Annotated in this window: 20 protein-coding genes; 8 read left to right on the top strand and 12 right to left on the bottom strand. The window is 37.8% G+C overall.

The window, feature by feature from the left end; genetic code table 11:
• Window positions 1–186: 186 nt before the first annotated feature.
• The 12 genes from paaZ to B0I22_RS11885 all read right to left on the bottom strand — a co-directional run bounded on the left by paaZ (window position 187) and on the right by B0I22_RS11885 (window position 12,956).
• On the bottom strand, window positions 187–2,232 hold the full coding sequence (paaZ, locus tag B0I22_RS11940; RefSeq protein ID WP_133945103.1) for a phenylacetic acid degradation bifunctional protein PaaZ: 2,046 nt from the start codon (window positions 2,230–2,232) through the stop codon (window positions 187–189).
• Window positions 2,233–2,324: 92 nt separating this feature from the next.
• The gene (pcaF, locus tag B0I22_RS11935; RefSeq protein ID WP_133945101.1) at window positions 2,325–3,530 is read right to left on the bottom strand and encodes a 3-oxoadipyl-CoA thiolase; all 1,206 of its coding nucleotides are present in this window, start codon (window positions 3,528–3,530) and stop codon (window positions 2,325–2,327) included.
• Window positions 3,531–3,640: 110 nt separating this feature from the next.
• Window positions 3,641–4,798: a 3-hydroxyacyl-CoA dehydrogenase NAD-binding domain-containing protein gene (locus B0I22_RS11930; protein ID WP_133945099.1), complete on the bottom strand. Its 1,158-nt coding sequence runs from the start codon at window positions 4,796–4,798 to the stop codon at window positions 3,641–3,643.
• 12 nt (window positions 4,799–4,810) lie between these two features.
• Window positions 4,811–5,500, bottom strand: coding sequence for a hypothetical protein (locus B0I22_RS11925; RefSeq protein WP_133945097.1), 690 nt, complete (start codon window positions 5,498–5,500; stop codon window positions 4,811–4,813).
• Window positions 5,501–5,528: 28 nt separating this feature from the next.
• Window positions 5,529–6,014: a 1,2-phenylacetyl-CoA epoxidase subunit PaaD gene (gene paaD / locus B0I22_RS11920; RefSeq protein ID WP_133945095.1), complete on the bottom strand. Its 486-nt coding sequence runs from the start codon at window positions 6,012–6,014 to the stop codon at window positions 5,529–5,531.
• Window positions 6,015–6,160: 146 nt separating this feature from the next.
• A complete protein-coding gene (gene paaC, locus B0I22_RS11915) occupies window positions 6,161–6,925 on the bottom strand; it encodes a 1,2-phenylacetyl-CoA epoxidase subunit PaaC (RefSeq protein WP_133945093.1) in 765 nt (254 codons plus the stop codon).
• A gap of 268 nt (window positions 6,926–7,193) precedes the next feature.
• Window positions 7,194–7,481 (bottom strand): 1,2-phenylacetyl-CoA epoxidase subunit PaaB, encoded by a 288-nt coding sequence (gene paaB, locus B0I22_RS11910; RefSeq protein ID WP_133945091.1) that lies wholly within the window; start codon window positions 7,479–7,481, stop codon window positions 7,194–7,196.
• Between the two features lie 60 nt (window positions 7,482–7,541).
• Window positions 7,542–8,501 (bottom strand): 1,2-phenylacetyl-CoA epoxidase subunit PaaA, encoded by a 960-nt coding sequence (paaA, locus tag B0I22_RS11905; RefSeq protein WP_063970554.1) that lies wholly within the window; start codon window positions 8,499–8,501, stop codon window positions 7,542–7,544.
• 119 nt (window positions 8,502–8,620) lie between these two features.
• Complete coding sequence (locus tag B0I22_RS11900) at window positions 8,621–9,103, bottom strand: hypothetical protein (protein ID WP_246022218.1); 483 nt, start codon at window positions 9,101–9,103, stop codon at window positions 8,621–8,623.
• 49 nt (window positions 9,104–9,152) lie between these two features.
• On the bottom strand, window positions 9,153–10,235 hold the full coding sequence (gene paaE, locus B0I22_RS11895; RefSeq protein WP_133945089.1) for a 1,2-phenylacetyl-CoA epoxidase subunit PaaE: 1,083 nt from the start codon (window positions 10,233–10,235) through the stop codon (window positions 9,153–9,155).
• A gap of 47 nt (window positions 10,236–10,282) precedes the next feature.
• The gene (locus tag B0I22_RS11890; RefSeq protein WP_133945087.1) at window positions 10,283–10,879 is read right to left on the bottom strand and encodes a TetR/AcrR family transcriptional regulator; all 597 of its coding nucleotides are present in this window, start codon (window positions 10,877–10,879) and stop codon (window positions 10,283–10,285) included.
• Between the two features lie 70 nt (window positions 10,880–10,949).
• Window positions 10,950–12,956 (bottom strand): alpha-ketoacid dehydrogenase subunit alpha/beta, encoded by a 2,007-nt coding sequence (locus B0I22_RS11885; protein ID WP_246022217.1) that lies wholly within the window; start codon window positions 12,954–12,956, stop codon window positions 10,950–10,952.
• A gap of 279 nt (window positions 12,957–13,235) precedes the next feature.
• On the opposite strand from B0I22_RS11885, the gene B0I22_RS11880 reads away from it, so the two are divergent.
• From B0I22_RS11880 to B0I22_RS11845, 8 genes are all read left to right on the top strand, one after another.
• Complete coding sequence (locus B0I22_RS11880) at window positions 13,236–13,835, top strand: T9SS type A sorting domain-containing protein (protein ID WP_133945084.1); 600 nt, start codon at window positions 13,236–13,238, stop codon at window positions 13,833–13,835.
• A gap of 169 nt (window positions 13,836–14,004) precedes the next feature.
• Complete coding sequence (locus tag B0I22_RS11875) at window positions 14,005–14,754, top strand: polysaccharide deacetylase family protein (RefSeq protein WP_133945082.1); 750 nt, start codon at window positions 14,005–14,007, stop codon at window positions 14,752–14,754.
• A complete protein-coding gene (gene lolA2 / locus B0I22_RS11870) occupies window positions 14,754–15,380 on the top strand; it encodes a flexirubin biosynthesis/transport protein LolA2 (RefSeq protein ID WP_133945080.1) in 627 nt (208 codons plus the stop codon). The genes B0I22_RS11875 and lolA2 overlap by 1 nt, the downstream gene beginning before the upstream one ends.
• The gene (gene lolB2 / locus B0I22_RS11865) at window positions 15,346–15,981 is read left to right on the top strand and encodes a flexirubin biosynthesis protein LolB2 (protein ID WP_133945078.1); all 636 of its coding nucleotides are present in this window, start codon (window positions 15,346–15,348) and stop codon (window positions 15,979–15,981) included. The genes lolA2 and lolB2 overlap by 35 nt, the downstream gene beginning before the upstream one ends.
• Before the next feature lie 7 nt (window positions 15,982–15,988).
• Complete coding sequence (locus B0I22_RS11860) at window positions 15,989–16,585, top strand: outer membrane beta-barrel protein (RefSeq protein WP_133945076.1); 597 nt, start codon at window positions 15,989–15,991, stop codon at window positions 16,583–16,585.
• Between the two features lie 5 nt (window positions 16,586–16,590).
• Entirely contained in the window at window positions 16,591–16,965 is a 375-nt protein-coding gene (locus B0I22_RS11855; RefSeq protein ID WP_133945074.1) for an ApeI family dehydratase, read from the top strand.
• A gap of 4 nt (window positions 16,966–16,969) precedes the next feature.
• Complete coding sequence (locus B0I22_RS11850; protein WP_133945072.1) at window positions 16,970–17,452, top strand: hypothetical protein; 483 nt, start codon at window positions 16,970–16,972, stop codon at window positions 17,450–17,452.
• Window positions 17,453–18,625 carry a DUF2062 domain-containing protein gene (locus B0I22_RS11845; RefSeq protein ID WP_133945070.1) on the top strand — a complete coding sequence of 391 codons (1,173 nt, stop codon included), beginning with the start codon at window positions 17,453–17,455 and terminating at the stop codon, window positions 18,623–18,625.
• Window positions 18,626–18,675 lie beyond the last annotated feature (50 nt).

Raw genomic sequence — 18,675 nt, 5'->3', positions numbered from 1 at the left:
AAAATATGTTTTTATGTTGAATCTGCAGCCCGACTTGAGCGGAAATCCTTTTTTGCTTTGACTAAAAGTTCTATTTAGACTGAAATCGCGAGCAAAAAAGATTGGGAGCGGAAGGCGGATTAAGCTGCCATAATTACAAAACTCTGAAAATACTTGATTCTTTTTACTTTTATCTTGTTTCTTAATTTATTCTTGATTAAGTTTTTTAACCATCGTCAAAATCGTAGCAATCGCAACAGTTTCTCCGGTTTCGTCATAAACATCCACGAGCCAGCGGACGATTCCTTTGGCAATATCATCTTCGTCACGTTTTTCTTGACTGATTTTTTCTTTGCAGGTAAACTTCACACCAATCGTCATTCCGGGATAAACTGGTTTCACGAAACGGCATTCGTCCAAACCATAATTCAGTAAAACCGGACCTTTTCTTGGGTCTACAAATAATCCAGCCGCTTTGCTTAAAATGAAATAGCCGTGCGCTACTCGACCTTCGAAAATCGTTCCTTCCAAAGAGGTTGCGTCCATATGCGCATAGAAATTGTCGCCAGAAACATTCGCGAAATTTGTAATATCTGCTTCCGTAACCGTATGTTTTGCCGTGATGTAAGTTTCACTGACTTTCAGTTCTTCAAAATGCTTTCTGAATGGATGAATGTTGTCCTCAAACTGTTTTCCGCCGTATTGATATTGTTGCGTAATGTTTGTCAAAGTAGTTGGTGAACCTTGAATCGCCGTGCGTTGCATATAATGAAGAACGCCACGTTTTCCGCCCATTTCCTCGCCACCTCCAGCTCTTCCCGGACCGCCGTGAACCAGCATTGGCAAAGGCGAACCGTGACCTGTACTTTCTTTTGCACAATCGGAATTAAGGATCAAAATCCGTCCGTGCATCGAAGCAGCTCCGATGACAAATTCTCTTGCAAAATCGTCATCAGCCGTCACAACCGAACAGCAAAGTGAACCTTTTCCCATTCTCGCCAACTCAATCGCTTCATCGATATTATGATAAGGAATAATGGTGCTGACTGGACCAAAAGCTTCGATATTGTGACAATCTGTATATTTAAAAGGGTCTGAATTAAGGAATAAAATCGGGGAAATGAACGCGCCTTTGTTTTTGTCCGCACCTTTCACATCGAAATCATTTAAATTTCCGAAAACAATTTCCTGAGTTTTGGATAATTCCTGAACTTTCTCCGAAACTTCTTTCACTTGATCTTTATTAGCCAAAGCGCCCATTCTCACACCTTCGACATTAGGATCGCCAATAATTACGGTTGAAAGTCTTTGTCCGAGCGCAATCTGAACATCTTCGACCAAATTAACAGGCACTAAAATCCTTCTCACCGCTGTACATTTTTGTCCGGCTTTGGTCGTCATTTCACGAACGGCTTCTTTAATAAACAAATCAAATTCTGCCGTTCCTTGTTTTGCATCTTCACCCAAAACCATTGCATTTAGTGAATCGGCTTCCAAATTGAAAGGCACAGATTCTTCAAGAATTCTTGGATGAGACTTCAGCATTTTGCCTGTGGAAGCCGAACCTGTAAACGTTACAACATCTTCGCTGGTCACACTTTCCAGAATTCCGTTGGCTGAACCGCAAATTAATTGCAGACTTCCTTCCGGTAAAATTTGGGAAGCAATGATTTCTTTAACGACAACTTCGGTCAGGAAACTGGTTGCTGTGGCAGGTTTCACGATTGCCGGAACGCCAGCCAAAAGATTGACCGCAATTTTCTCCAACATTCCCCAAACCGGAAAATTAAACGCATTGATATGAATCGCAACCCCACGTTTCGGCGTACAAATGTGATGTCCGATGAAAGTACCTTCTTTCGAAAGCTTCACAGATTCGCCATCTATATAATAAGGTAAGTCGGGAAATTGTCTTCGAAGTGATGCATTCGCGAAAAGATTTCCGATGCCACCTTCGATGTCAACCCAGCTGTCAGCCTTGGTTGCGCCGGTTGCCCAGCTCACTTTGTAGAACGTTTCTTTCTTTTCCAAAAGATGGAAAGCGAGTTTCTTCAACATCAATCCTCTTTCTTGGAAAGTTAATTTTCTCAAAGCTGGGCCACCAACTTTTCTGGCGTAATCCATCATTTCTGCAAAATCCAAACCTTTGGAAGTCGCTGTTGCCACCAAATCACCGTTGATGGAATTATATAAAGCCTGCCCTTCTCCGTCTCCTTTTGTCCATCTGCCGAGCGCGTAATTTTCTAGTTGCATTTTTTCTGTATTAAGTATTATGTAAAATGTACAAAGTAGAATGCGTAGTTAAATGTACTTTTTACTTTGTACATTCTACTTTTTACAACTAATTAAACTTTCTCAATAATCACTGCAACACCTTGTCCCAAACCAACACACATTGTTGCCAAGGCATATTTTTTATTCTGGTTTTGAAGTTCATACATTGCGGAATTCAAGATTCTTGCGCCACTCATTCCGAGTGGATGTCCTAAAGCAATCGCGCCACCGTTTGGATTGATTCTGGAATCGTTGTCATCCAAGCCCCAAGCTCTGATGCAGGCTAAACTTTGTGCAGCGAACGCTTCATTTAATTCAATAATATCCAAATCGTTAAATGTCAATCCTGCTTTTTGCAATGCCAATTCTGATGCTTTTACAGGACCAATTCCCATCAATCTTGGTTCAACACCGACAACTGCGCTGGAAACTATTCTTGCTTTTGGAATTAATCCAAATTCTTTAATCGCATTTTCTGATGCTAATAAATTTACTGAGGCACCGTCATTCAATCCGGAAGCATTTCCTGCTGTGACCGTTCCTTCTTTTTTGAAAGCGGTTCTTAATTTTGATAAGCCTTCGAGAGTTGTATCATTTTTTGGGAATTCATCTTTATCGAAAATCAAATCTTCGCCTTTTCTTTGAGGAATATTTACTGGAACAATTTCCTGAGACAATCTTCCGTTTTCTTGCGCAATTTTAGCTTTCTGCTGAGAATTGAATGCAAACAAATCCTGGTCTTCACGGGAAATTTGGTCACGTTCAGCCAGATTTTCTGCCGTTTCGCCCATTGCATCTACGCCATACATTTCTTTCATTTTTGGATTGATGAACCGCCAGCCGAAAGTCGTATCGTAGATTTTCGCATCGCCACCAAAGGGATTTTCGGATTTTGAAATCACTAATGGTCCGCGCGTCATATTCTCAACACCACCCGAAATCATCAAATCGGCATCGCCAACCTGAATCGCTCTTGCTGCATTAATCGCGGCCGACAAACCAGAAGCGCAAAGTCTGTTGACCGTTTCGCCGGGAACGTGATAATCCAAACCGGAAAGCAAAGCCGACATTCTTGCGATATTTCGGTTGTCTTCGCCGGCCTGATTGGCACAACCTAAAACCACATCGTAGATTTTACTTTGGTCGATGCTCGGATTTCTTTCCAATAGCTTTTTGATGACAAAAGCCGCCATATCATCGGGACGAACGGAAGATAAGCTCCCTTTCAGTTTTCCAATCGGCGTTCGGATGCCATCTATTATATATGCGTTGTTCATTTTTTATGATTGATTAATGATAAATGATTAATTATAGTCTTCGACTCCGCTCAGGCTGACATTGTTTTAGAGCATTGTCACGCTGAGCGGAGTTGAAGCGTCTATGTTATTTAATTATAAAACTTTCTGTTTTGTTTTACTAAGTTTCTAATAATCGGACTGCATCTGTAGCGGTCTTCGTGATAGTAATTATAAAGTTGGTCTAATTCTCTTTCAAGATTCTCTAAACCAAATTCATCTGCCCATTTCAATAAACCTTTTGGATAATTCACACCTTTCGTCATTGCTAAGTCGATGTCTTCTGCAGAAGCGATGTTTAAGAAATAAGTATCTGCAGCTTCGTTCATTAGCATTACTAAGATTCTTTTGAATATTAAATTTAATAATTCCGGATTATCATTTGGTTTAGGTTGTTCGGCGTTTTGAGAATAATCATAAAATCCTTTCCCTGATTTTCTTCCGAAATAGCCTGCTTCAAATAATCTTTTTTGTGTGAATGACGGTTTGAATTTTGGGTCATAAAAAAATTCTTTGAACACACTTTCCGTCACTCGGTAATTCACGTCGTGCCCAATGAAATCCATCAATTGAAATGGTCCCATTTTAAATCCGCCCAAGCTTGTCATTGCAAAATCAATAGTCGCACAGTCCGCAATTCCTTCTTCCAAAATCCGAATGGCTTCTCCGTAAAATGGTCTTGCGACGCGGTTCACAATGAAACCAGGTGTATCTTTTGCAATCACTGGAAGTTTTTTCCAGCCTTCCACAAGGCGTTTTACTTTCGAAATCAAATCTTTATCCGTCTGAACGGCAGGAATCACCTCAACCAAAGCCATCAAAGGCGCAGGATTGAAAAAATGAATTCCAATCACACGTTCCGGTTTTTCACAGGCGGATGCAATGGATGCAATGGATAATGATGAAGTGTTGGTCGCCAAAATACAATTTTCAGAAACCAGACTTTCCAGCTTTTGAAACAAATCTTTCTTGATTTCCAAATCTTCAACAATCGCTTCGATAATTAATTCGGAATCTTTTAATTCAGATAATTTATCACTCAATCGGATATTATCGAAATAAGTTTCCGCTTCTTCGAAGGTCATTTTCCCTTTCTCAGCCAATTTTTGAAACTGCGCTTCAAGGTTTTGTCCGGCTTTTTCTACGGCAAGTGGATTGCTGTCGTACAACAAAACCTCGTTTCCGGCTGTTGCCAAAACCTGCGCTATTCCGCTTCCCATTGCGCCACTACCGACTATTGCTATTTTCATTTCTGTATATGGTTAGTTTTTGGTTTCTATAAGATTCCACTGATTATTGAGGTGTTCAAAAATATGCGAATAGTTCTTTTTATCATCATCTTCAAATCTGTACTCAACTTTGATTTTTTTAGAATTAATATTTGTAATAATTGTCTTTAATGTATTAGCTTCTTTATAAAAATGTCCATTGTTCGTGAGTAAAAGTTTTTTACTATTGTAAGGAAGATAATAAAATTCTCTGTCGGTATTCGGATAATAAATTTCCTTAGATAACTTCATAATTCCTTTTGCTGAATTTGAAGTTTTGAATTTCTTAGAAAAAGAATCCTCAGTAGAAATGAAATGAGCTTCTGTTTTCGGAATTATGTTTTTTTTGATTTTCTTTTGCAACAAAATTATATTTTCCGCAGTCCAAATTTTTTCTTCATTAATCGGATAAACCGGATAAAATGAAGTGCAACTTGGTGCCGGATAACCACAAATATCAAAATCACCGTTGATGTAAAATATGACTAAATTTTCTTTATCGAATTTTTTTAAATCAAAATTTTCAATAATTACTTTTGGTAAATCATCATAGTTCATCGATTTCATATCGCCAAACAAAGTTTCATATTTTTGTTTTTCTTCCTCGTAATTATCACAATTCGGTAATTGTGACTGAAGACACAAAAAACTGAAAACCAAAAGGTGAGAAAATAGAAATTTCATTTTTTTTATTTTCATAAACTTTGACAAATTAATGACATTTAAAATAATCAAAAGGTTCTTTGCAATCATCGCATTGGTATAATGCTTTACAAGCTGTGGAACCAAACTGACTTACCAAATGGGTGTGTTTTGAATTGCAAAGCGGACATTCAACCTCATCTGTTTTTGAGAATAATTCGTCATTATTTTTTGAATAGACAGGTGGCGCAATGCCGTACGCTTTCAGTTTTTGTTTTCCTTCTTCCGTCATCCAATCGGTTGTCCACGCGGGACTCAATTGGTTTGTTATTTTGATGTTGTTGAAACCTTTTTCAATCAGTTTCAGTCTAATCGACATATTAATCATTGATGTGGCGGGACAACCGGAGTATGTTGGTGTCACTACCACTTCCATTTCGTCACCATTGAATCGCACATCTCGGATGATTCCCAAATCCAAAAGATTGAGAACGGGAACTTCCGGGTCGGGAACTTCCTTTAGGATTTGCCAGATGTCGTTTTCTGGGATTGTCATTTTTATTACAAAGGCTAATAATTGTGTCGCCCCTTCAAGGCTTTCTTCATTTTGTTCATTTTTTCATCGGGTTGCACCCGACGCTACTAACAGGACGCCACTACGTGGCTTGACAGATCTGGATCATTGTCATTGCTGTTATAATTTTACCATTCCATATTAGGATAAGTGCGTTGCATTATTTGCATTTCTGCTAAGATGTAACCCATTTTTTCGGTGTGTTTTCCGTCTTTTCCCCCTGTTAGTTTTCTTGATTTCTCGAAATAGACTGTCAAAGTAGCTTCGTTCAGGATTTCCAGAACTTTGGTTTCCCATTTGGTTCGGAAGGTTCTGATGTCGGGGACGATGTTTTGTTCGATTAATTCTAATTCCCAGTTGGTTGGAATGAACATTTCGTCTGTAAAATCCACCAAATCATTGACTGACTTCTGGATTTTGTTATGGCTTTCTTCTGTACCGTCGCCGAGACGAATCATCCATTCGCTGCTCCATTTCAAATGATACGTCACTTCTTTCAAAGACTTTTCTGCGATGGAAGCGAGTTTCAAATCTGAATGGTGTTTCAGTTCTGTCAATAATAGATGATGATAAGCATCGAAGAAAAACTGTCTCGCAATCGTGTCTCCGAAATGGCCGTTTTCTTTTTCTACTAACAACAGGTTTTTGAAATCACGCTCGTTTCTTAGGAAGGCTAAATCGTCTTCGGTTTTTCCTTCATTCTGAATCTCTGTGGCATATTGATAATAGTTGGAAGATTCTCCCAACAAATCCAACGCGATGTTTGACAAAGCAATATCCTGTTCCAAGACTGGACCTTTGCCACACCATTCGCATAGACGCTGACCTAAAATAAGGCTTGTGTCTGCGAGATGCAGGAGATAATTGAACCAGTTGTTTTTATTGTTTTCCATTTGTTTTGAGTACAAAGGTTTTTAATTTAATTAAGTTTGTCATTCTGTAGTATTCTTGGCAGTTTAGATTGACTTCGTAGAAGCACTTCGTTAGGTCTCCTACGGAATGACAATATTGCGTTTTTAGGATAAATGTTGTTCTATGTAGAATCTGAAGCCCGACTTGAGCGGAAATCCTTTTTTGCGTGTACTCAATTTCAACATAATGGAAATCGTCGGCAAAAAAGATTGGGAGCGGAAGGCGGAAATAGCTGCCATAACAATTAAACTACATATTCTTCACCTCCTCCGGAACGTGGTAAAACGTCGGGTGGCGGTAAACTTTGTCTTCCGAAGGTTCGTAAAACGCTTCGGAATCATCAGGGTTTGTGGCGTGGATATGTTTGGATTCTACCACCCAAATGCTGACGCCTTCCATCCTTCTGGTGTAAACATCGCGTGCGTTTTGGATTGCCATCTCAGCATCTGCCGCGTGGAGACTGCCGACGTGCTTGTGGTTGAGGCCTTGTCTGCTTCTGATGAAAACCTCCCAAAGTGGCCATTCTGTATTTTGCATAATATTTCAGATTAGAGACGGATAGATTAGAGATAATAGACTTTAATCTGCCGTCTTGTATTAAACTGTTTTTCTGTTTTGTTCTTCTCTTAATTTTCTTTTCTCGTGGTAAGCGGTTGCGGCTTCTCTTACCCAAGCGCCATCGTCGAAGGCTTTTTTGCGGGTTTCGACACGTTCTTTGTTGCAAGCACCGTTGCCTTTGACCACTTTCCAAAACTCATCCCAATCGATTTCTCCGAATTCGTAATGTCCGGTTTCTTCATTGAATTTCAAGTCTGGGTCGGGAATCGTCAAGCCCAGATATTCTGCCTGAGGAATGGAAACATCTACGAAACGCTGTCTCAGCTCGTCATTGGTGAAGCGTTTGATGCGCCATTTCATTGACATTTCTGTATTTCCGGATTCGGCGTCTTTGGGTCCGAACATCATCAAAGTCGGCCACCACCAACGGTTGAACGCATCCTGAGCCATTGCTTTTTGCTCCGGCGAACCTTGTGCGAGTTTCATCATCAGCTCGTAACCTTGTCTTTGGTGGAAACTTTCTTCCTTGCAAATCCGAACCATCGCTCTGGCGTAAGGTCCGTACGAAGCTCGGCAAAGTGGCACTTGATTCAGAATCGCAGCACCATCTACCAACCAGCCGATTGCGCCCATATCTGCCCAAGTGAGCGTTGGATAATTGAAAATACTGGAATATTTGGCTTTTCCGGAATGCAAATCATTGATGGTTTCGTCCCTCGTAACACCCAAAGTTTCGGCGGCGCAATAGAGATACAAACCGTGACCAGCCTCATCTTGAACTTTTGCCAAAAGGATTTTCTTTCGGTTCAAAGTTGGGGCGCGCGTAATCCAATTGGCTTCTGGCAACATTCCTACAATCTCGGAATGGGCGTGCTGAGAAATCTGACGAATCAGGGTTTTTCTGTACGCGTCCGGCATCCAGTCTTTTGGTTCGATGCGGATTTCGCTGTCTATTTTATTCTGAAAATGTTCTTCTAAATTGATTTCTGTTGTTTCCATAATGTTTTTGTTTTAACAGATTATAATCTTCCAACTTTAATTGTGAGATTTTTTCATTGTTCCATCATCATTTATAAATCTGAACTGATAATCTTGATTTATAATTTCCCCTCCAGAACTTAAAAAACTTCCAAATAGTCCACGCCAATCTTCAGTATCGTCTTCTTTATCTGTGTCCCAACGGATTTGTCCATAATTATCATCATCTGATTTTTTTCTATAACTACACCAACTTCGGCATTCAGTGAAACTTTTGTACCGTTTACAAAATCTTGGTTTCTCTTCCATTTATCAGTTATGCGAAAAATATTAGTCCTTAATTCACTTCCTTCTTCTCCACAAAACAATTCCCATTCTTTTGCAGATTTAAACCATTCCCAAATCTTCGTAAAATCTGCTACATTATCTCCTTCAATTTCATACAATTCTTCAATAAAATCATTTTTAAATTTTACAAAAGCTTCATCGTTATTTTGAATATTATTAATGATTGTTTCAGCTTTATGTAAATCATCAAATAATTCAAACAATTCCCATTTTTTCCAATAGTCAACTTTGGAAATTTTGTTTGAATTTTGTTTTTGAAAAAATCTTTTGAACATCTAGTTTATTCTTTAAGTCACTTGATTTAGTAATACTTTGAATACAATTTTATTTAATATCAAAATTCACAACCACTTCCTCCGACCTCGGATGCGCTTGGCAAGACAGGATAAATCCTGCGGCAATCTCGTCTGGTTCCAAGGAATAATTGATGTCCATCACGACTTCGCCTTTTTCCAGTTTGCATTTGCAAGTGGCGCAAACACCACCTTTGCAAGCGTAAGGCAAGTCGGCTCCGTTTTGCAATGCGGCGTCCAAGATTGTTGGTCCGTGGTAAGCTAAATCTAATTTTAAAGCGGTTGCGTCCAACTTGACGGTGACTTTGCTAAATACATCATCCGATTGATTGATTGCGGATTCGTGCTCTTTTTTCTTTTCGGCGGAAGCTGCGCTGAAGAATAATTCGAAATGAATTTTCTTAACTTCAACACCAGATTGGATTAAAGTATCTCTCACACTCAGAATCATTTCTTCCGGTCCGCAAAGGAAAACCTCATCGATTTTCTCTGCCGGAATTATATTCTTAATAAAAGATTCTGCCTTGTCGGAATTGATTCTTCCGCTTAGCAAATCTGCATCTGCAACTTCGCGACTGAGAATGTGATAAATGCTGAGACGTTCCATAAATCGGTTTTTCAAAGCTTCGATTTCTTCTTTGAAGATGATGGTCGATTTGTTTTTGTTTCCGTAAATCAGAATGAACTGGCTTTGAGGCTCGTTTTTCAAAACTGACTTGATGATGGAAATAATTGGTGTGATTCCACTTCCTGCAGCAAAAGCAACATAGGTTTTTTTGTTCTCGGGATTCAGTTCTGTGTAGAATTTTCCCATTGGAGGCATTACTTCCAAGACGTCGCCTTCTTTCAGATTTTCATTCATAAAAGAAGAGAAGAGACCTTCGGGAACTTTTTTCACAGCGACTTTCAATTCGTTTTCGTGCGGACTTGCACAGATTGAATACGACCGACGAAGTTCCTCGTTGCCATTGATTTGTCGGAAAGTCAGGTATTGGCCTTGTGTGAATTTGAATTGTTCTGCCAATTCTACAGGCACATCAAAACTTACGGAAACACAATCCTGCGTTTCTTTCTTAACTTTTTTGACGGTTAAAGGGTGAAATGTTGTTGACATTTTTATTTGTAAAATGTATGATGTAAAAAGTACAATGACTTTTAATTCTAATTATTTAAACCTTTCATTAATAATGTTTTCAAATCATCTTCCAGTTCCTGTGGTGTGATTTCGCGGCTTGGTTTGTACCAAAGTTCAATCCACCTTAAAGAAGATAACATTGTGAAAAGCGCAACGGAAACATTCATTTTTTTGAATTCGCCGTTTTGCATTCCTTGTTCTATGATGTTGGCAAAGCTTTTTTCATAGGATTTTCTGGTTTCTTTATATTGTTCCTTTTTTTCATTAGATAAATATTTCCAATCGTTATTCGCAACAGAAACCGAGGCAGAATCTTCGATAATCAGTTGAACGTGAAGTCCGATGATGGCGTTCAGTTTTTCCTGAAAAGTCTGGTTTGTATTTTCAATTTCCTGTAATTGAGAAATATATTGGTTGGCAATTTTGAAACAAATCAATTCGAGAATTTCGTCTTTGGATTTGATGTGATTGTACATACTTGCAGCTTCCATTCCTACTTTTTCAGCAAGGTCGCGCATACTGGTTCCGCCGAAACCTTTCTCTTTGAAAAGCATTGCGGCTTCGGATAAAATCAGTTCTTTTTTATTGATTTTTATTTTGTTTGGAATTGTTTCTGTTTCCATATTTTTACGCAAAGTGCAATTTCATCAAAGTTATTTCCCCAGCCCTAAAGGGAGTAACTTTGATGAAATTCTAATACTTTAATAATTGTTCTATTTCTTTAATTAATTTCTGTGTGTTCGGCAACATTTCCTTTTCCAATTCGGAATTGATAGGAATTGCAGGCAAATCTTTTGCTCCAACTACTTTTACCGGAGCGTCGAGATTTCTGAAACAATTGTCACTGATTCTCGCTGCGAGACTTTGCGCAAAGCTATTATTGACAGGTTCTTCCGTCAAAACGATGCAACGGTTGTGTTTTTTCACACTTTCGAAAACTCGGTTTTCATCTAAAGGCGCGAGCGTTCTTAAATCAATGATTTCGATTTGATTGTCAAATTCTTTCGCTGCGTTCGAAGCCCAATAAACGCCCATTCCGTAAGTGATGATGGTCAAAGTTGGTTTGTCTTGGCGATTTTCACAAAGCAAAACTTCTCTTGCTTTCCCAAATGGAATGATATAATCTTCATCTGGCTCAATGGTTTTTGCATTTTCTGTGCCTTCGATTTTTGACCAATACAATCCTTTGTGTTCCAACATTACAACAGGATTTGGGTCGTAGAAAGCGGCTTTCATCAAACCTTTTAAATCTGCACCTGTTGAAGGATAAGCGATTTTGATGCCTTTGATATTCGTCAAAACACTTTCCACAGAACTTGAGTGATAAGGTCCGCCACTTCCGTAAGCGCCAATCGGAACGCGGAGAATCATAGAAATCGGCCATTTTCCATTAGACAAATAATAACTTCTGGAAACTTCGGTAAATAATTGATTCAAGCCTGGCCAAATGTAATCGGCGAATTGAACTTCGACAATTGGTTTCAGTCCAACTGCGCTCATTCCGACTGTTGAACCAACGATAAACGCTTCCTGAATAGGTGTATTGAAAACCCTTTTCTCCCCAAATTGTGCTGCCAACGTAATCGCTTCACGGAAAACGCCGCCTAATCTTAAACCGACATCTTGTCCGTATAATAAGGCTTCCGGATGTTTCGTCATCAATTCTCGGATGGCAAAAAGCGCGCAATCCACCATTACAGTTGGGATTTTTCCGCTTGGGGAACGTTCGCCTTTTTCTTCGGTGATTGGCGTTGGTGCAAAATCGTGTTTGTAAGCGTCCTCCGGTTTTGGGTCTTCTGCTAAAATGGCGTTTTCAAAATCGGTTCTTACGAGTTCTGCAACTTCTTTTTCTATGGTTTCAACTTCAGAATCTTCTACGCTGAATTCTGAAAGTTGATGTCGCAATTTGATTAATGGGTCATTTTTCGCACATTCTTCCAAATCATCTCGGTACCATTCTTTTCTCACACCAGAAGTATGGTGATTAAGCAAAGGAACTTTAGCGTGAATCAGCATTGGACGGCGTTCTTCACGAATGATTTTGATGCATTCTTTGACGGTTTCGTAAGATTTGATAAAATCTGTTCCGTCGATGGTTTTGGTTTCGATGCCGTTGAAACCTTGCATATATTGTGTGATATCCTGCGCTCGGATTTCGTCTGCACTGGCAGAAATGTCCCATTCGTTGTCCTGAACTAAATAAAGAATTGGCAATTGTTTCAAAGCTGCCATTTGGAAAGCTTCGGAAACTTCGCCTTCTGTGCAACTTGCGTCGCCGAGTGAGCAGACTGCGATTGGTTTGTCATCGAGATTTCCGGCGATTCCGATTTCTTCTTTGTACTTCATTCCCATTGCAATTCCGGTGGTTGGAATAGCTTGCATTCCTGTTCCCGAACTTTGGTGGATGATTTTCGGGAAATCGTCACGTCTTAAACTTGGATGTGAATAATATGTTCTTCCGCCAGAAAATGGGTCGTCGCGTTTTGCTAAAAGTTGAAGCATCAATTCGTAAGGCGTGATTCCGATTCCAAGTAAAATTGAATCGTCTCTATAATAAGGACTCACGAAATCCTGCGGCAACAACTGCATTCCCAAAGCGAGCTGAATCGCCTCGTGTCCGCGGGAAGTGGCGTGAACGTACTTCGAAGTTATCTTTTTTTCCTGCTCGTACAAATCGGTCAAAGTTTTTGCCGTAAACATCAAACGATAGGCTGATTTGAGTAAGTCAGTCAGAGAAATTTCTTTGTTTAAAAAATGTCTTTTGGTCATCTCCATATTTAAACATTTGACATTCAGTTAATTAATTCAAAATTTGAATTATGAATGTGATTTAAACAAACTTACGAATTTTTATTTAACTAACAAATGTTAGTTAGTTTTTCCGACTGTAAGAAATAAATATTTTGGAGAAAAAGTATTAATCAAAAAATAAATAAATTCACTTAAATCACTATATTTGAATTAATTAAACTAAAACCTATGAAAAAACATTTCCTTTTTATCTTTGCAATCCTAATTTATAATTTAGGATTTGGGCAAAACAATCCTGTTCAAAATTTAGCGTGGTATCATACACACATATTTCCCTACAACAATATTTTCTCTCTATCTTGGGCTCCACCTGCAACTCCTCATAATGACTTAATTGGATATAATATCTATCGTGGAAATGAATTGTACAGATTTCAAACTAACACCTCTTTAGGATGTGACTCACGTTCGGGAATTAATGATGGTTGTGATTTTCTCACACACGCGTTTATTGTTAATGTAAAAGCAGTTTACGAAGGAAATATAGAATCAGATGCAGTTTCATATACAATAAATGGTCCTGCTTTGGGCACTAAAGAATTTTCATCAAAATCTTTCACAACTTTCCCAAATCCGGTAAAAGACATTCTAAACTTTTCTGAGGAAATTACTGACTTTAAAATCACAGATTCATCTGGAAAAATAATTGAACAAATGTCAAGTTCTGGAAAATCAATCAATGTGTCAAAACTTACGAAAGGAACTTATATTTTTTCTGCAACTACAAAATCTGGAGAAATAATCAACAAAAAATTTATAAAAGAATAGGAATTATGTCTAAGCATTTTAATCTTATAAGACTTTGAAAATCGTACCATTTTCATCTAACGCTTAAATATGAAAATATTTTAAGTTTTAGAATAATTCGTAAATATGTATCTTCGTTAAAATAAATATTAATCGATGTTTCAAGCCAACCTTAATTAAATCTGTTAAAATGAAACATTATTTATTCGTCCTGTTTTATCTCATTTCGAATATTATCTTTTATATTTTCCAGGTAAGTTTTTGGCTTTGTTTGATATGGTTTTTCGTTTTTTCTGCGGTTGTAGTTTGGGGTTCGTTTGATATTCAGTTTGGGTATTTTGTTGATTCTATCATTAATAAAAAGACAAAAATCAAAGAAATCGCTTTGACTTTCGATGACGGACCGACTGAGTGTACTCCGAAATTTCTGGATTTATTAAAAGAATATAACATTAAAGCCACCTTTTTCTGCATCGGAAAACAGATTGAAAAATATCCTGAGACTTTCCAAAGAATCATCGCAGAAGGTCATTCAGTTGGAAATCATACTTATTCTCATTCAAATAAAACCGGATTCTTGTCAACTTCAAAAATGATTGAGGAAATTAAAAAATGTGATGAAGTAATGTTGAAAATTGGCAGTTTTAAAACTGATTTATACCGTCCTCCATTTGGCGTCACCAATCCGAATATTGCAAAAGCCATCAAGAAAACCGCGAAAAAAAGCATCGGCTGGAATGTTCGTTCGCTTGATACTGTTATTCAAGATGAAAAGAAAATTTTGAAAAAAGTAACAAAAAATTTAAAAAAAGGTAGCATTATTCTCCTTCACGACACTTCGGAGAAAACTTACAATGTTTTGGTCGAATTATTGTTATTTTTGGAGCGTGAAAAGTATTCGACTTTCACGATTGATTCAATGATTAATTCTAAAAAATAATGATTAAAAATATAGCTTTCGTAGCACTTTTATTAATTTCAAATTTATTATTTGCCCAAAATACAGCAATGACGAGCGCGGAATCAAAAGCATTTGTCGCAAAAATCTCTGCCGAAACGAAGGAAATTAAAACCTTACAAAGCGATTTCATTCAGACCAAAAAAATGGATTTTTTAGATAAAAATATTGTCACACAAGGTAAAATGTCTTTGAAATCGCCAAATACTTTGAGTTGGAAATACACGAAACCTTATCAATACAGCATTATTTTTAAAGACAATAAAATTTTCATCAATGACCAAGGGAAAAAATCCACTGTCGATGCGAAGAGTAAAACTTTTGAAAAAATAAACAAACTGATTGTCGGAAGTTCAAACGGAAAAATGTTCAGCGACCCAGAATTTTCTGTTGCTTATTTTAAAAATGGAACTTCAAATATCGCGAAGTTTATCCCAAAATCAACTCAATTGCTGAAATACATTAAGCAAATAGAACTACAATTTCCCAAAAACGAATCGACTGTTTCGCAAGTTAATATGACGGAAGCCTCGGGCGACACGACGAATATTGTTTTCAAAAACACCAAAATCAATGCGCCGATTCCTGCTTCTGAGTTTTCTTTGTAGTCTTATTTTTCTGAGTTTTATATCGTGTAAAACATTTGAGATAAAGGATGTAAAATCTATTTCAAACTCCAAAAAAGAAGTTGAAAATTTGTATTTTTCATCGAACGAAGATTATGTCTATAAAAGCCAAATGGAAGTTTATGGCAATGATATCAGCGGAATTCTTATCATCAAAAAAATCTCAGAAACCACTCACAGAGTTGTGATGACCTCAGATTTCGGGAATAAAATGATTGATTTTGAAATTTCTGAAAATGATTTCAAACTTAATTACGTTCTGGCAGATTTAGATAAAAAAATGGTCATTAATTTTCTGAAAAATGATTTTCAGGAATTATTAAAACGAAATTTTTCGGTGAATGAAAGTTTTGAGGATTCTAAATCAAATATTTTCTTATCAAAAATGGATAAAAAAAATTATTATCTGTTTTTTGATAAAGAAAATTCTCTGCTGACAAAAATTGTTTACACAAAGAAAAATCGGGAGAAAATCAATTTCAGTTTTGAAGCTAAAAAACCTACTTTTGCAGAGATGATTAATCTGGAACACAAAGATTTTAAGATTAACATCAAACTATTTCAAATCACCGAAACCGACTAATCGAGCTATGAAAAAAAATTTCTTTTTATTCTTTCTGATTCTGTCCAATTTTGCATTGGCACAAGTGACTTTCACGCCCGGGATTCGTGCTGGAGCCAACTTTGCAAAGTTCACAGAAACGGACGGCGGTTTCTATGATATGTTTGAATCGACGGAACTTTGGGAAAACGAAGAGAGAGTTCAAACGAGTTATATTACAGATTTTTACATCGGTGTTTTTGGGACCATCCGATTTTCAAAAGTATATGCTTTGCAACCAGAAATCAACTATTCCAGACAAGGAACGATAATGAAAACCAGCACGTGGGAACAGAAATCGGAGCTTTCTTATCTATCCATCCAAGCGGTGAATAAGTTTTTTTTACAGAAATTTAATTTGCAAGCCGGCTTGAGTATAGATTATTTAATCGCCGACAAAAACTTCGACCCTTATGTGAAAAACAATACAGATTTGGGGATTTTGCTGGGCGCTGGATATGACATTACAAACCAATTCGGAATCGAAGCCAGATTCAAAAAAGGGTTGGTTTCCCAAATCAAAACGACGAGTGAAGATCACACCAACATCCTTTTCCAACTGGGCGTTTATTACACATTTAAATAAGTTTTATGCAGACTATTCTTACAAATTTCTACACTTTAGAATCTCAGGAAAAAACTGAGAGCGGAAGTTATATTGCTAATATCAAACTGAGTCCCGACCACGAAATTTTCCAAGGACATTTCCCTGGAAACCCAGTGACGCCAGGTGTTTGTATGATGCAGATTGTGAAAGACTTAACTGAAAATTTCACCGCTTCAAAATTGTTTTTGAAATCCGCTTCCAACGTAAAGTTTATGGCGATTATCAATCCTTTTGAAACGCCGGATTTGGTTTTGCAATTGGACATCACCGAAAAAGATGGCGAACTGAAAGTAAAGAACACGACCAGTTTTGGCGAAACAATTGCATTGAAACTGTCAGTTAATTACACCAAAATCTAAGGTTATGAAATTGATGTTCACTTTGATGTTCACGTTCTTCTCATTCTTCCAATCGGATTTGGAATCTTTGAGAAACAGCTATTCCAAAGCAAACTCATCTAACGAAAATGCTAAGAATTTCATCGCAATCGCTGAGAAAAAATCATCATCAGACCCAGTAATTTCTGCATACAAATCAGCTTCTAAAATATTGGAAGCAAAAGTTACGACAGAGAAAAATAAAAGAAAATCCTTTATAAAATCGGGCGCAACTACCTTGGAAAGCCTCATTGCGAGCAATCCAAACAACGCAGAATTACGTATCATTAGAATGAGCGTTCAGGAAAATCTGCCAAAAATCGTGGACTACAACAAGAATCTGAAAGAAGACAAAACCTTTCTCATCAACAACTACAGCAAACAAAACGCTGACCTGAAAAGCTACATCAAACAATTCGCTGGGCAATCCAAAACGATGACAGCTTCCGAAAAAGCGTCATTCAAATAAATGGAATTTCACGAAGTTCAGAATGCAATCTCTGAGAAGAAAATCTGCATTTTAATCCCAACTTTTAACAACGAAAAGACTTTAAAAAGAGTTATTGATGGTGTTTTGGAATACACTCAAAATATCATTGTTGTAAATGATGGTTCCACAGATTCCACTTCAGAAATTCTTAAAAATTACGCTCAAATTTCCAAAATCCATTTGCCAGAAAACAAAGGAAAAGGAAATGCATTGAAAATCGGTTTTAGAAAAGCTTTGGAACTTGGATTTGATTTCGCCATCACTATAGATTCTGACGGTCAACATTATCCTGATGATATTCCCGTTTTTGTAGAAGCTTTGCTTGCAGAGAATGAAGACGTTTTGCTCATCGGAAACCGAAATATGTCGCAAGATGGCATTCCGAAAAAAAGCAGTTTTGGGAACAATTTTTCCAACTTCTGGTTTTGGTTCGAGACTGGAATCAAGCTTCAGGACACGCAATCTGGCTACAGACTTTATCCGCTTAACAAAATTCCGAAGAAATATTTCACCCCGAAATTCGAGTTCGAAATCGAGATAATCGTACGAACTGCGTGGAAAAATGTTCCGGTCAAAAATGTCCCGATAAAAGTGCTGTACGATCCTGCAGAAAGGGTTTCCCACTTCAGGCCGTTCAAAGATTTTACGAGAATCAGCATTCTCAATACGATTCTGGTTATCATCACTTTAGCTTACATCAAGCCTAGAAATTTCATTCATAATTTTCGGAAGAAAAGTTTCAAGAGATTTATCAAAGAAGATGTTTTGGAAAGCGACGGAAGCAACCGCACCAAGGCATTTTCCATTGCTTTGGGCGCGTTCATTGGACTGTCGCCGGTTTGGGGTTTTCAGACGGCTTTGACGATATCTTTGGCCGTGATTTTCAAGCTCAACAAAGTGCTGGCATTTGTCTCTTCCAACATCAGCTTTCCGCCGTTCATTCCGTTTATTATTGCGGGTTCTCTATTTATTGGTGCGCCTTTTGTGGATGGAGAAACCAATTTTCTGAATCACGAAATCAACTTCGAACTGGTCAAAAATCACCTGTTTCAATACATTATCGGCAGTCTGATTTTGGCAACTTCGGTTTCCACAATTTTGGGCGTTGGTTTTTATCTTTTTCTTAATAAAGTCAATCCTGAAAACGGTTAGAATCATTTGGGCAACTTATCCGCCTTCCACTCCCGCTATTTTTGCCTAAG

It is taken from the genome of Epilithonimonas xixisoli (genome assembly GCF_004365655.1).
GTDB lineage: Bacteria > Bacteroidota > Bacteroidia > Flavobacteriales > Weeksellaceae > Epilithonimonas > Epilithonimonas xixisoli.
This window is presented reverse-complemented; position numbering and strand designations above follow the sequence as displayed.

What these genes read in the sequence shown, in the direction of transcription:
- B0I22_RS11925 (WP_133945097.1), bottom strand. Translation starts at nt 5,500, where the DNA reads ATGAAATTTCTATTTTCTCACCTTTTGGTTTTCAGTTTTTTGTGTCTT.
- B0I22_RS11890 (WP_133945087.1), bottom strand. Translation starts at nt 10,879, where the DNA reads ATGGAAACAGAAACAATTCCAAACAAAATAAAAATCAATAAAAAAGAA.
- lolA2 (WP_133945080.1), top strand. Translation starts at nt 14,754, where the DNA reads ATGATTAAAAATATAGCTTTCGTAGCACTTTTATTAATTTCAAATTTA.
- B0I22_RS11880 (WP_133945084.1), top strand. Translation starts at nt 13,236, where the DNA reads ATGAAAAAACATTTCCTTTTTATCTTTGCAATCCTAATTTATAATTTA.
- paaC (WP_133945093.1), bottom strand. Translation starts at nt 6,925, where the DNA reads ATGGAAAACAATAAAAACAACTGGTTCAATTATCTCCTGCATCTCGCA.
- B0I22_RS11850 (WP_133945072.1), top strand. Translation starts at nt 16,970, where the DNA reads ATGAAATTGATGTTCACTTTGATGTTCACGTTCTTCTCATTCTTCCAA.
- pcaF (WP_133945101.1), bottom strand. Translation starts at nt 3,530, where the DNA reads ATGAACAACGCATATATAATAGATGGCATCCGAACGCCGATTGGAAAA.
- B0I22_RS11885 (WP_246022217.1), bottom strand. Translation starts at nt 12,956, where the DNA reads ATGTTTACGGCAAAAACTTTGACCGATTTGTACGAGCAGGAAAAAAAG.
- B0I22_RS11900 (WP_246022218.1), bottom strand. Translation starts at nt 9,103, where the DNA reads ATGTTCAAAAGATTTTTTCAAAAACAAAATTCAAACAAAATTTCCAAA.
- lolB2 (WP_133945078.1), top strand. Translation starts at nt 15,346, where the DNA reads ATGCGCCGATTCCTGCTTCTGAGTTTTCTTTGTAGTCTTATTTTTCTG.
- paaZ (WP_133945103.1), bottom strand. Translation starts at nt 2,232, where the DNA reads ATGCAACTAGAAAATTACGCGCTCGGCAGATGGACAAAAGGAGACGGA.
- paaD (WP_133945095.1), bottom strand. Translation starts at nt 6,014, where the DNA reads ATGACAATCCCAGAAAACGACATCTGGCAAATCCTAAAGGAAGTTCCC.
- B0I22_RS11930 (WP_133945099.1), bottom strand. Translation starts at nt 4,798, where the DNA reads ATGAAAATAGCAATAGTCGGTAGTGGCGCAATGGGAAGCGGAATAGCG.
- paaE (WP_133945089.1), bottom strand. Translation starts at nt 10,235, where the DNA reads ATGTCAACAACATTTCACCCTTTAACCGTCAAAAAAGTTAAGAAAGAA.
- paaA (WP_063970554.1), bottom strand. Translation starts at nt 8,501, where the DNA reads ATGGAAACAACAGAAATCAATTTAGAAGAACATTTTCAGAATAAAATA.
- B0I22_RS11860 (WP_133945076.1), top strand. Translation starts at nt 15,989, where the DNA reads ATGAAAAAAAATTTCTTTTTATTCTTTCTGATTCTGTCCAATTTTGCA.
- B0I22_RS11845 (WP_133945070.1), top strand. Translation starts at nt 17,453, where the DNA reads ATGGAATTTCACGAAGTTCAGAATGCAATCTCTGAGAAGAAAATCTGC.
- B0I22_RS11875 (WP_133945082.1), top strand. Translation starts at nt 14,005, where the DNA reads ATGAAACATTATTTATTCGTCCTGTTTTATCTCATTTCGAATATTATC.
- paaB (WP_133945091.1), bottom strand. Translation starts at nt 7,481, where the DNA reads ATGCAAAATACAGAATGGCCACTTTGGGAGGTTTTCATCAGAAGCAGA.
- B0I22_RS11855 (WP_133945074.1), top strand. Translation starts at nt 16,591, where the DNA reads ATGCAGACTATTCTTACAAATTTCTACACTTTAGAATCTCAGGAAAAA.